This window comes from Paraburkholderia sp. SSBN10T, from assembly GCF_056619545.1.
In genome coordinates, this window is record NZ_JBWQQI010000005.1 from 1 (window position 1) to 13,086 (window position 13,086).

Annotated in this window: 8 protein-coding genes and 4 pseudogenes; 8 read left to right on the top strand and 4 right to left on the bottom strand. The window is 52.0% G+C overall.

Annotation, left to right across the window (positions count from 1 at the left end; translation table 11 throughout):
• The coding region (locus tag AC1ECK_RS09085) for a filamentous hemagglutinin N-terminal domain-containing protein (RefSeq protein WP_480318151.1) at window positions 1-2,269 on the bottom strand (2,269 nt) is incomplete at its 3' end.
• A gap of 194 nt (window positions 2,270-2,463) precedes the next feature.
• Here AC1ECK_RS09085 and AC1ECK_RS09090 point away from each other — a divergent pair.
• The 5 genes and pseudogenes from AC1ECK_RS09090 to AC1ECK_RS09110 all read left to right on the top strand — a co-directional run.
• Window positions 2,464-2,688 carry a transposase family protein gene (locus AC1ECK_RS09090; protein WP_480318153.1) on the top strand — a complete coding sequence of 75 codons (225 nt, stop codon included), beginning with the start codon at window positions 2,464-2,466 and terminating at the stop codon, window positions 2,686-2,688.
• A gap of 48 nt (window positions 2,689-2,736) precedes the next feature.
• Window positions 2,737-3,069: a hypothetical protein gene (locus AC1ECK_RS09095; protein ID WP_480318155.1), complete on the top strand. Its 333-nt coding sequence runs from the start codon at window positions 2,737-2,739 to the stop codon at window positions 3,067-3,069.
• A gap of 1,357 nt (window positions 3,070-4,426) precedes the next feature.
• The gene (locus tag AC1ECK_RS09100; RefSeq protein WP_480318157.1) at window positions 4,427-5,863 is read left to right on the top strand and encodes a hypothetical protein; all 1,437 of its coding nucleotides are present in this window, start codon (window positions 4,427-4,429) and stop codon (window positions 5,861-5,863) included.
• 137 nt (window positions 5,864-6,000) lie between these two features.
• Window positions 6,001-6,114 (top strand): annotated as a pseudogene (locus AC1ECK_RS09105) (IS5/IS1182 family transposase); the annotation flags it as partial.
• A 147-nt stretch (window positions 6,115-6,261) separates the two neighbouring features.
• A pseudogene (locus AC1ECK_RS09110) lies at window positions 6,262-6,531 on the top strand (IS110 family transposase); the annotation flags it as partial.
• Window positions 6,532-6,614: 83 nt separating this feature from the next.
• Here AC1ECK_RS09110 and AC1ECK_RS09115 read toward each other — a convergent pair.
• Window positions 6,615-7,070 (bottom strand): integrase core domain-containing protein, encoded by a 456-nt coding sequence (locus tag AC1ECK_RS09115; protein ID WP_480318159.1) that lies wholly within the window; start codon window positions 7,068-7,070, stop codon window positions 6,615-6,617.
• A 188-nt stretch (window positions 7,071-7,258) separates the two neighbouring features.
• On the opposite strand from AC1ECK_RS09115, the gene AC1ECK_RS09120 reads away from it, so the two are divergent.
• A complete protein-coding gene (locus AC1ECK_RS09120; RefSeq protein WP_480318161.1) occupies window positions 7,259-7,480 on the top strand; it encodes a hypothetical protein in 222 nt (73 codons plus the stop codon).
• A gap of 355 nt (window positions 7,481-7,835) precedes the next feature.
• Here the strand turns inward: AC1ECK_RS09120 and AC1ECK_RS09125 are convergent.
• A pseudogene (locus tag AC1ECK_RS09125) lies at window positions 7,836-8,476 on the bottom strand (IS3 family transposase).
• A 543-nt stretch (window positions 8,477-9,019) separates the two neighbouring features.
• Here AC1ECK_RS09125 and AC1ECK_RS09130 point away from each other — a divergent pair.
• A complete protein-coding gene (locus AC1ECK_RS09130) occupies window positions 9,020-9,667 on the top strand; it encodes a response regulator (RefSeq protein WP_480318163.1) in 648 nt (215 codons plus the stop codon).
• 7 nt (window positions 9,668-9,674) lie between these two features.
• Window positions 9,675-12,032 (top strand): ATP-binding protein, encoded by a 2,358-nt coding sequence (locus AC1ECK_RS09135; protein WP_480318165.1) that lies wholly within the window; start codon window positions 9,675-9,677, stop codon window positions 12,030-12,032.
• A 67-nt stretch (window positions 12,033-12,099) separates the two neighbouring features.
• Here AC1ECK_RS09135 and AC1ECK_RS09140 read toward each other — a convergent pair.
• Window positions 12,100-12,293 (bottom strand): annotated as a pseudogene (locus AC1ECK_RS09140) (IS6 family transposase); the annotation flags it as partial.
• Window positions 12,294-13,086: the final 793 nt, after the last annotated feature.

Consider the following 13,086-nt stretch of genomic DNA (forward strand, 5'->3'; position numbering starts at 1 on the left):
GGACCTGCGCCATCACCTGCGCCTCGATAGCCTTCAGATCCTTCTTGTCGAACTGGCGACGCATGATCCGCCCATCCAGTCCCGGCACACCGTTGACCATCTTGTCCAGTTCCATCGCGGAGTGCTTAGCCATCACCGTTTGCTTCTCGGTATCGCTGAGCCGCACGCTGAGCACGTCTCTGAGCTCATGTGCCAGGCTATCCTCATCACTCCTCCCTTGCAGCCAGGTCCGTGCCGCATACTTACCTAACAGACGACCGGAATCACTCATTTCCTGGATCAGCTTCTTGCGATCGTCATCTACCTCATTCGAGATCGCAATACGCAGTTCCTCACGAGCGTCCTCACGCGCGATATCGTTGCTATCCCGAACCGCTACATAACTAAACTTCTCCACGAGGGCCAGTATTCCTCTCGAGGAGGATCGATTTTCGTTTTTCCGTACCTCTGGCACCGCCACCTTGCCTGGATCATCTGCAAATACATTCGTGGCCGTCATATCTATCGGGCCCTTCGGCGGATGAACAATCTTGCCCGTGACTGCACTTACCAAATGATGCGAACCATCAGGCAGAATAGCCAGATAATATTGATTCAACACTTGAAGCTGGCCATCGGGCATAAAAACAGATAGATAATTTGTCCGCCCATCGCGAAAGTCATCTGGAGTCCAGATTGAAATAACGGTTTTCCCTTCAATCTGAAAAATGAATGCTCTTTCATTCGCCTCCGCACTCTTCAAGTGGACTTCCGTTCCATCAGCCAGCAATTGGCCGGACACCGAGTCATGCAATTGACCCTGAGAATCAAGCTGGATCAATTGCTCCTTGAACAGGGATGACACATCCTTGCCTTGGTTAGGCGCCGCCGACGCTACAGCTTGGTCATCAACATCCACCAGATCTTGATCATTCTGCGAATACAGATGGGCCGTCGGGTCCAGCAGCACTCCATTCGACGAATAGAAATTCCCATCCTTACCCAGATATACAACAAGGCCGTCCGCGGTCTTCAATGGCAACTCCGCCAGCACCTCCACACCATACAGGCTGATTTGGGCCGCGACCGGCAGCAGCAGTCCCGTATCCAGAATCGTCGACGCCAGCGAGATTGCCCCATTGGGCGACAACAGCGCCCCCGAGAGCGCCAACACCTTCTGCGCCGAGATATTGATCTGTGCATCCGACTGGCTGATCGCCATGATTGTGCTCGACTCCGCCTGCGTCACCTGCTGCGTCTCCGTGCCGCCAATCTCCACAAACACCGGATCAACCGTTTTCGCATCTCCGATCGTCACGTTGCCGCTCAGATAGATATCGTTACCACCGATGGCAACCTTGCCACCCAGCGCACTCACCTCGCCGCCCGCCTGCGTGCTGCCCGTCGACACTAGCGACGTCTCACTGCCCACGCCACGGCTGAGATTAGAAATCGTCCCGGTGTTACTCAGCAGAACTCCCATCAGCGCATTACGCCCTGATGCATTCAGCTGGATCGAGCCGTCCGCCTGCGATTCACCGACCACCAAACTGCCCGAGTTTTCCACCAGCGCATCCATTGCGGGCTTATCAATCACCACATTCCAGTTACCGATCTGGATCGTCGCGGCATCCGCCGCTACCAATGAAATACCCCGGCTGTCCGCGTTCGGGTCCATGCCCGCAGTAATCGTCCCCTCATTCGATACTGAATTGCCGAGCAATGCCACAAATGATTTCGCCGTAATTTCCGCACCCGGCGCCACCTGCACCAGCCCTGGCTGAGTCGAGCCCGCCGCAAAGCTCCACTTGCCCGCCATGAAATCGTTACTATTTATGCCAAGTGAAGACGCCACCAACCCACCCACGTCAACCTGCGCCCCCTGACCAAATATCACTCCGTTCGGGTTAACGATGAAGATACGGCCATTGGCCTTCAGCGCCCCCATGATCTGCGTCGCATCCGGGCTCATGACCTGGTTCAATGTGGCGGAGTTCGCAGCAGGCTGATTGAACGTCACCGACTCCTGCTTGCCAATATTGAAGTTATCCCAGTTGATCACCGCCTGAGCTGTTGACTGGTTAATCGTCGTCACCGGCGCCCCTGCGCCACCCTGAATGGTGGCGCTACCCTGAACCACGTTGCCAGTACCAACCGCCACGGCATTAGCCGACGCCACAACCAATGCGACACGAGAAAACAGCGCGAGCAGCAGCCGCGAAGGCGATACCGGCTTTCCGCGACGACAGAGGAACAGGGAGTGAAAGAAAGTGAGAAAATTTAGTTTCATATCAACGATAAGCGATCAACAACATCACAACTATGATTTACCCCACCCCCCACAAAATAGACATAAGAAATGTCTTGTTTCGCGCTTTATTACCTCAAAAACCAAGGGCGATTGCATGAACTATCAAGCACCTACTCAGGGACTTGCAAGCGGGGAGCTTTTTCGGGTTTACTTCTATCTTTTGCGTGGCGCAAATGACGGAAGACGAAGGAATCCTGAGCACTAAAGAAGCGCTTGGCGACTTGCGCGACCCACGCAGCCGCACGTCTGCTTACGATCCGACTGAAATGCTGGTGGTGGCGTTGTGCGCAATTCTCTGCGGCGCAGACAACTGGGTCAACATCCAGCTGTGGGGCGAAGAGAAGCTCAACTGGCCGCATCGCCATATTCCCCTTGAGCAGGGGCGCTCCTTCTCATGATACGTTCGGGCGAGTCTTCTCGTTGTTCAGTTCGAAGCAGTTCGAAATATGCTTTATCCGCCGGGTGAGCAGCGCGAGCCCGACACTGGCCGACCTGGTGGTGGCCATCGACAGCAGGACGGTGCACGGCTCGCATCACCACGGCGAGCGGGCCATCCACCTAATTTTGGCCTATGGCTGGGTGCGGTGCTCAAGCAACTGCCTACGGCAGAAAAATCCAATGAAATCAGGGTAGCCCCGGAACCGCTCGATGCCCCGCAACTCAAGGGGGCGATTGCCCCTATCGATGCGATGGGCTGCCAGCAGCGTATTGCGCAGAAAGTCGTGGACGGCGAAGGCGACTTTTATTTTTATTACTGCTCTTCTACACCGTCAAATTGACTAAGCCCCTAATATTGCTTTCCATATAACGCCAATGAGAGCATTCTCATAGGCAGCAACTAACTGAGTGTGGCCTAATGAGAGGCATGAAGTCGGTGGACCGCGGAAGTTACGGCGCTCGCCTTGGAGAGCGATCAGGGTTGTCCTAAGCAACCGTGATTAGGCACCGCCTTTCTTACAGGCAGGTCGTACGAGGACCCGGAAGAAAGGTGTGGTGAGGGTCGATTCTGAATGGCGATCCTTATTGCTATGTACACCTTCACGATAAGATTAGTCTGTGCACTCGGTTCGAATATGGTTTGAGGCTGGGCTCAAGCCATATTCGAACCGAGTAAAGCGCCTTACGCTGGAGTTGGTCGACAAAGGAATCGTTTTGACATCTCCTCTGGTGCCCAAGCCATCGTTGATGAAAGCTTCTTGACGAAGCGGATGGATTTGTGCCATGCGCATTAGGCTAGAGTCCGCTAGAAACTATTGCCAAGGTTTGCGAAATGAATAAGCATAGCAACGACGATGAAACCGAGTCTAGGCAAGATTTCGCCATTCTTCGTCAAGTTCCGGAAGCGAGTAAGCTGGCCAAAGCTGCGTTCAAGCATTCAGCGTTGGTGCAGCGGCACAAAGCTCTTTTCTGCATCAGGCACCTTAACCACGCAAAGGCCCGATGCGTTCGTCGTGCGCCACCTCTGCCGGCTCCTCGGCTGCGTAGTCTTGGTAATCGAACGCGATTCCTGCTTTCTGTCCCGTGGCCTGCTAAACTTGCCGCGCGGGTGCCCGGTCCTGTTCATTCTCTGGTTTCACATGAGCTGCGAACAGTTGCCCAGCGTGTCCACTGCCATGTGAACCTTGCAGCCGCGCTTGCGGTTATAACCTTCATATCCCGCACGCGGCCCCCTCTCGCCGGTCGACTGCAACGTGCAACCGTCGAGAATCCCGATGCTTGGCTAACCATATCACCAGTACACCACACGCATCGCCGTGCGCCCGTCGCTCACCGTCACTTCGAAGCAGTCCATACGAATCCAGCGTTGAGTCTGTTGATGGGTAAGCTCCCACTGTGGGAAATTGGTCGGAAACATACACCACGCAACGCCGACTCGCACTATCCAGCGCGGCGCGCGCTGAACAGCTCGCGCAATTCGGGTCGCATTTCGGTGCATCTTTTCTCATGAGCGTCAGGTCCACTCCCCCATCGAAGCATGAAATTTAAAAATCCACTGCAGAAATGATATGGAGTATGTAACTGGCCCCAGTAAAGCTTGGGACACACACATAAAACAAGCCTCTGGAATTTCCGCAAAAACCGCCTTTAAGTTCCTCTTATTTTCATGGTTAAATTTTTTCTTGTCGAGGAGATATTGTGATTAATACTTCGAATTTCCATTTTTCAATAGGTCGATTTATGCGGGCAGCTGTTATTTTTATTGGAACTCTGCTCGGTTCAATGCAGATGAGCTACGCGGAGTTCACGTGGAAGGAATTTATCGGCCCACAAACCTCGCAAGTTGAAGAGGGCTACATCACAGCGATGTGGACCGCATACTATCTGTTTCATAAAGATTACTCTTCGTCACCTTCGACCAGAGATGCGTTTTATGAGGCATTCGACACCAGAGGTAGGATATGGTCTCAATGTCAAAGAGAGGGTGGTACCGATACAAATCGCATTACGGACTGCATGGCGGCGCTAGCTGTCTATGCGCGGGGTTTGGCGGAATATTCACTTCTATGGTCACGTACCAAGAAGCAGTGGGAAGCAGAGAATGCTAACTTGGCGGGGCTACCCGAGAACGTAGCTATTTCCACGGATAATCACTTTGCAGTGACCGGGAACCAAGTTGCGCGTTACGTTAGCACAGAGATGGGAAAAATCTCGAACAGCCAAGGACCTCAGGGGTTGAGAGGGCTGACAGGATCTTCTGGTTCAGACGGTAAAGACGGTAAAGACGGTAAAGACGCGTTCACGCTGAGTAGTGACGGCACAACATTGCTGTTGGGTGCTGGCGAACACGAAAAACAGGTGCAGAGAATCGACTTATCGGGGGGCAACTCAAACGCCCGTGTGCTGGCACAGGTTGCAAACGGCACAAAAGGTCATGATGCCGTTAATTTTTCCCAACTCGAGGCGATACAAAAGCAACTAGCGACAGTGGAGCAAATCGCGAAAGATGCCGCTTCAAAAGCATCCCGGCCGCACGCGTCGGCACAGCATTTTGAATTGGACATAAACGATGTGCTTGCTGCCGGTAGGGTAACTCCGCATTCGTTCAACCTCGCAGCGGATGAAGCAGGAGAGACAATTTCCGGGGCGGAACTCTTCACCAGCAAGGAAGGAGGCGCAGGTCAGCCTTCAGTGAGTGATAACAGGGGAGTTGCCACAATCAGAGCCGACAGCAATAGGATTCTGCTAGATTACACGGCGCCGCTTGGTTATCGTGGCGCGGTCCTTTACTGGTATACCCTGAAGAATGAATTTGGGGTGTCAGAGCGTAAACCCATAACGATCAACGTTTCTCGCAGTCTGAAAGCGCAGGACTATGATGAGGTTGTCTGGGTCGGTGGAACGTTGAACCAACCACCGAACCTGCTGGCCGAAGCGTTGGGCGCACCGGACGCAGTCAAACTAATTACAGTGCCGACACCGGAATTTGCTGTAATTACGGTGAGCCCATCAGGAGAATTCAACTTCAAACCTGTGGCCGCGAAAGACGGGATATTTGTTGTGGAGTACGTCGTAATTCGTGGCAAACAGGTATCGAATGTTGCGACGATTAAAGTTCACGTAAAGCAGTCTTAGGCGGTCAGTACTGTTTCAGGTTGGTCGTCAATCGCTGAGAGCAATTAAGCTTGTCGGTAAGGGCGAGACATTGCAGTCGTGTCCTCCCCTTCTAGGCCATGTTAGGAACTTCAGCTCAGGCTTGGTAACCTGGGTAGATGGAAAAACGCAAACCTTACCCGAGCGACGTATCTGATGGAGAATCGAGTTTTGCGGCACCGGACCTGACGCTGATGAGCAAAGATGCCCCCATTACTATCTTCCCGCCCCGATAATCGGGGCTTTGGCTAGCCAAGCTTAGCATGATTCTCGCCCCCAGTCGCTTCCATGATCCGGGGTGTTGTCGCCGGGCCTAGTGGGTGGCTGGTGATCGCTAACAGGGGTTCGGCCAGAGCATCTTGAGGCCGTCCGTAACGTGGATGCCGAGACTTGCCGCCCGATGTTGCAGGCCAATCCGCTCAACCTGCATAAACTCCGATGCAAGAGAACCAACAACATAGCTCCGTCGATGTATTCGTCGGCGTCGATGTCGGCAAAGGCCATCGCCACGCCGTCGCTCTCGACCGGAACGAAAACGCCTGTACAACAAGGCGCTGTCTAACGATGAGGTCAAACTGCGCGCTCTCATTGCCGAACTCAAAACACACGGCCAACTTCTGTTCGTCGTCGATCAGCCCGCCACCACTGGTCGAGATTGGCGTGGAGACTAAAGTCGTGCAAATTCTCAAATGAGGTGATGTCGAAGTCACCTGCCGGATTTCTTCGGGCCAGTTCAATCTTGGAGAGCGGCCTCGGTGGCTTCAGTTGAACAATACGGCTGCCTGGACTTGTCGGGCATCAGGTATGTCAGACTCGAATGCGGATGAACGGCATTGTAGTAGCGTCGCCACTGCTCGATAACGCCCTTTGTTTGCGTGCGAGCCCGAAACGGCTCAGACATTCGCCCCTGTACTTGCCATTGAAGCTTTCGTCCGCGCCGTTCTGCCAAAGCTTGCCGGGACCGCTGGGCGCCATGTCCATGCCGTTCTGCGCAACCCACTTCAGGATGGTGGCGATACAAACTCCGTCCCTTAGTCAGAGCGCGAGACGCGTCGAATACGAAGGTACGCCCAGACGTGCCGTGCCACCCTCGCTGGGTGCGACTAGGGGCCGCGCGAAACGACACACGCTTGCGTGGAACCTGCAGGCCGGCAATGCGCCACAGCCACAATGCCCGGTCCGAGTTCATCGGGCGGCCCTGCTGCTTCAGAAATATCTGAAAGGATCACTTTCCCGGGTTTCGCACTGGCCCCATGAAATCTGCAGGCTTGAAGATATTTCTTATGTACGGAGAGCAGACTTGCGAGGATCATCGGTTAGTGGTTAGTAGGCCAAACCTGCACCGTGCCTTGACCTATGGGGCGGGAGACATAACCGATGGACGGCTACGTCATTCGCTATAAGGGTTACCTCATCGACTTCACGCCTTTCGATGCAGGCGAGGGTGCATTTGGCGCACGATGGGCGATCGCGAAGGATGACGCGGTGTGGTCGGGTTGCGTCCCACTGTCAACCGGCGTCCTCATGGACCGGGGCGCGCGTGACGAGATGGCGGAGCTTGGCAGACGCATGGCGATACAGCTGATTGACGTGGCATAAGTGCAGGTATCAGTGTTCGGCTTCTCGCGGTTGTCGTGAGACCTTTCCTATATTTTAGAGGTGCGCCGTTGCCGCCCAATGCTCTTGGGCGGCCTCGTCAACTTACCGACGGTGGGTGGGGCATGATGGAAGATGAATCGGTAGTAAGCACCCGGTGAAGTCATCTTGATTGCGTAAGACTCGAAGGCGAGGATCGTGTCCATCTAAATTTTTAATGGACAGATGCACACGATGAACGAGAGAGGTGGTCGCTCAAATTCGGACAGCCGGATAAGTGGAACTGCCGGGACCTGAACCGCTCCGGTTTTCTGGACAGAATGCAGCGTTAGTTTTCGGGTCTTTATGAGCCCTCAACCTACGGTCGAAGGCAATGCTGCCGGGCGAATTCATTCGGTGTCAAGTCATTGAAAGCCTAGTCTCATTGTAGCCCCGGCGCCAAACCTCGATCTCGCGTTGAGGCTGTTGTCCGTCGGCTTGCCCGGCCGACTGAAGTCGATCTGTACCTTGTAGTGGTACGCCCACATGTCCAGCAGACGGCCAGAGAACCCGCTGCCGTTATCTGCAGCGTGGCATGAAACCACCATCTTGCGTCGCCTAGGCAACCTCGAGCGTAGTTGCAACTGCTCTTCAGCGTAGAGCCGATAGACGCGCTTGCGGCAGACGTGCCAGCCTTCGCGTTTGAGCAGCACGTGGACGCGCCGATATCCGTATCGCACACAGACCCGGGCGATCTCGCGGATGCGCTGGCGGAGCCACTTTTTTGTGGCGATATCCTGCAGGATGGCCTTATCCAGGCTGAGCTCCGCGACCAACTTCTTGAGCCGTGCATTCTCCCCCTAGAGTTGCTTCAGTTCACGAACCTGATTCGACTCGGAGCCCGCGTATAGCTTTTTTCCAGCGGTAATACGTCTGCCCGGAAATGCCCAACTGCCAAACCAGGTCTGCCACCGGCATACCCAACCCGGCCTGCTTACGTGCCGCCACGATCCGCTCCACCGAGTACTGTCATGACCAACCTCCCGTTCCAATTGGGAAAATTGCTCCAAACACTAACATTCAATTCTGCCTAGGATTTCTACAGCAGATCACCAACTGCTAGTAGCCCCGACAACACACAAGACACAAGACACAAGACATTTCTCATTCCCCCCCGCAACGCCATAAGGCAAAATATGAGATGTTTTTAGAAAAATTTTTGGGTTCACCCTTTTATTTGAGGGCACGATGCAAAGCATCCCAAAATTTCCTGAGGGCATCGGCAAACTCCGCGATAACCACCGACATTTCTGCGCAATCTGTCGCCCCTCGTTCGTCAATGTCACGACCGTAGATAGGCCAACATGCCGACCGCAACTACCCAATCAGACTTCTCCTTTCCCGACCTTGGCCACGGAGAATTCATAAGCATTTTTATTTTTATCTCCTCGAACACGTCCGCCAATAGCAATACTACTAGGGAATCAATATCGGCTTGCTTTCCGTTCCAGAAAAATGACTGCCTCACCCAGTGAAGCCTCGATGCAAAAAAACGCGACCATCATGATTCTAGACGATCACTACATCGTCCAACATGGCATCTCGATGGTAATTCGGGAGATCCCTAGGTTATCGATCATCGGACATTATACGAGAAGCCGTGATTTACTCAACGCCCTGAAAATTCAGACTCCGGACGTTCTTCTTCTGGACTTCGAATTGCATCCGGATGACGTGGATGGACATACATTGACCAGAATATTAAAGAGACAGTATCCAGACATCAAGATTCTGACGTTTACCGCCCACGCAAAACCGAGCATCGTAGCACTAGCCTTAAATGCAGGATCGGATGGTTTTTGTTCGAAAGGAAGTAAAATTGATGATATTGCGATTGCGATACGAAAAATACTATCCGGCAAACAATACGTACCGGAGCACCTCTTGCAACTTCATAATTTCAATACATCAAACGCCTCAAAACCAGTTGATGACGGGGAACCACTTCACGAAATCCCAACTCTCCGTGGCATCACTCATCGGGAACGAGAAGTGATTGAGCTTTTTTTAATAGGAATGTCGATTTCCGAAATTTCGAAAAAGCTCGCAAGAAATCGAAAAACCATTAGCGGACACAAACAGTCAGCCTATCGAAAACTTGGCATATCCAGCGATGCCGAATTATTCAGTATAAAACATCTTCTAAAATAGAAAGAAAATGTTTTTGACTTTTACAAGATCCCTTATTTTAACGGCACTGATTATGACAAAAACAGTCAATGCCAGTGACGTCAACTTTACACCCGCTGAGCGGGCCTGGATTCACTCACATCCAGTTATTAGCTTCTCGATTGACCCTCATTGGCAGCCGATCGAATATTCCGAAAATGGCAAAGCGTCTGGCCTGACAATAAGCTACCTCGAGCACATCGCTAATATCACCGGCCTGAAACTTGAATTTGTCTACACCGAATCATGGAAGCAGTCAGTACAAAATCTTATTAACGGAAAAATAGATTTACTCCCGGGCGTGCCTGATTTTGAATTACCTAACACAGCAGTTGGACACATGGCAATCTCCGCACCCTATTTTGTTGCCACCACTGTAGTGGTCACAAATGCAAAGAACCGGATTTTCTTCGATTTTTCAGATTTCTCTGACGGCGACATAATTGCAATTAGAGGCGGCGGCGCGTATGAAGCATGGATACGCCGACACTACCCCAATCTTAAACTCGCCCTCTACAACAGTACCAGCAACGCACTAAATGCTGTTGCGTCTGGCCAGGCCACCGTTGCGATTGGTCCTGAGCCTATCTTGCACCCAATGATTCGCCAGCAATACAATTCGTCGCTGTTCATTGGAGGCATCATCCAAAAATTACCGGTGGCCTTGCGCATAGGAACAAACGTCAGAGAACCGGAGCTTAGCTCGATTATTCAGAAATCCATATCAACGATAAGCGCCGAGGAATCGGACAAGATTCAAGAAACATGGACCGAATCGGTTGACTACGGAAAACCTTCGACATCGGCGTTAATCAAGTACTATGGATCACGCATAGTCGCGATAATCTTGATTATCGTATTTCTGGTTTCAATCTTATACCAGACATGGCGCGCACGGCGCATCGCAATGGTAAACGCAGAGCAAAGAGCAAAATTTCTGTCGACAATGAGTCACGAGATTCGAACGCCACTCAACTATATCCTGTCCTCGATAGAGCTCGCAAATATTCAGACCGACCCCCAAAAAATGAAGGAATTTATTGGAGTCGCAAAAAATGGAGCAGATTTTCTTTTTACATTGCTGAACAATATTCTCGATTATTCGAAAATTGAAGAAAGAAAAATCCTGATCGAGCGGCAGCCCATCGACATCAAGAAATTATTGGATTCTTTATCGCCAGCATTTCAGATCGAAGCCAACAAAAAAGGACTTGAATTTTTCATCTCGATCAGTCATGACGTCAACGGCCAAATGCTGCTTGACGAGATCAGGATCAAGCAAATTCTGAGCAATATTGTTTCCAATTCCGTTAAGTTTACTGAAATCGGCTCAGTAGCGCTTACGGTATTTGTCGAGCACACGTCAAATGACGACCATCTTCACTTTCAGGTAAGCGACACGGGAGTCGGTATTTCCAAGGGGGAAATGAAGCATCTTTTCAAATCCTTCTCACAATTATCCGGAGCAAATCGCGGCAACAGCGGAAGCGGGCTGGGCCTAACGATATGCAGAGAACTCTCTCGCGCAATGCATGGACAACTCACACTGGAAAGCACACCTGGAGAAGGAACGACAGTCCAGTTCTGGATTCCGATCAAAAGGATAACCAGCGATCAGCAAGCCGGCGATAATTTCACCGATCAATCTTTGGCTAAAAACGATTTGCACTTGCTGGTTGTTGAAGATGTCCCCGCTAATCAGTTTGTTCTCAGAAGCCAACTTGATCAACTTGGAATAGCGTCGACGATTGTCGGCACAGGACATGATGCACTTGAAGCAATCAAACTGTGCCATTTCGATGCAATCCTGCTGGACTGCAACCTCCCTGATCAGTCCGGACACGACGTAGCCAAAGCTATACGGTCTGCAGACATGTACAAGGACACACCAATCGTTGGAATCTCCGCGGATGTTGGCCCTGAACACCTGAGTCGGTGCATGAACTCCGGGATCGATACCGTCCTCTCGAAGCCAATCCGTCTGACCAAACTTGTCGAAACACTTCGCCTCTGGCTGGAAATCCCAGACACACGCGACGAGCAAAATGCCACCGCATCGGTAAAGTTCCCGCCACTCCAGAATGCAAGAGACTCACCTAGATCGATGCTATTGAATGAAATTAAAAAAGAATTATCCAGCTTGATTTTTCATGCTCACCAACAGGATCGCCGCATGACAGAATTTCATCTTCATCGCCTGAAAGGATTAGCACTTGGCATCGGCGCTAAAGATATAGTTCAATTCATCGACGCCATCGAAACACGTTGGCCTGAATATGAGTGGGAAATCATGGAAAATGAATTAATCAAACTTTCCCAAAAAATAACATCCACCGTTCAGCCTTAAACAAATTTAGAGGAGAAAAATCCTGCTTCCCTTCAAGGAATTTTCGGCTCGACGCACTGCTGCAAAAGCGCCGGGGCAAGGTGGCTCCAAACTTGTCACACCAGCAATGGATTGCCTGGTACGTCACCACCACACCACGCTTGAGCAGCAACTCCCCGATATCGCGCAGGCTCAGGTTGAAGCGGAAATACCAGCAAGCGGTACACTGATGATGGCGACTGGAAAACGGAAACCGTGACAGGACGATCGGCTCTTCTTCATCCACACATTCTAACCGGCGCTAAGACAAACTTGGCATTGCCCACGCAAAAGATCCAGTCGCGTAGGCCACGACGCTCGAAGTGGCCTCCTCTTGACCCAGAGCGCGTTCTTATTGGAAAGATTACCTTCCCAGTCCGTGCCGTCGCGCGCCGTCCACACAGGACATTTCTCGTGCCCCCTGATGAATAAACGTGCATTCCTTGGCGTGGTGTATGGCTCCTAGATGGGCGTCAGCGGTAGCTGAAATTGCTGGAGAATGCCCAGTTGCCACCGCATCGCTGGACACCCGCTACTGCCTGATAGCGCTCCACGGTGCCTTTACCGGGTGCTTACGCCCGAACATCAAGATACCGCTGCGTAACGTTTATTTTGGATTGCTCAGCAATTGGCGCCGCCGCACGCAATGTGAATACGATCAAGAAACCGAAAGCACAAGACCATTCTTATGGAAATTCCCGAAGAATAAGTTGATTCTATCCCTATCGCTCCTGAAAGATCCCAGAGCGCTTATGCAGAAAGGCATGGCCTGCTGGACGAATACGGCCTGATCCTGCCGCACACTTGACACACTGGCCGAGGACGCGACGAACGGGCTGCCCGGCGTGCTCAGGCAATAGCCAATCGACATGCTGGAGATCAATCGCAAGATCGATGTAATAGAAAGCACAGATCCCACCAGTGGCACCGGAACAACGAGGTCAGTCAGCAGACCAATGCTGAGATTCCCAGCATTGGTCTGCTGACGGCAACTGCGCTGATAGCATATTTGGCACGCTTTTATTAGCAGGCGTCA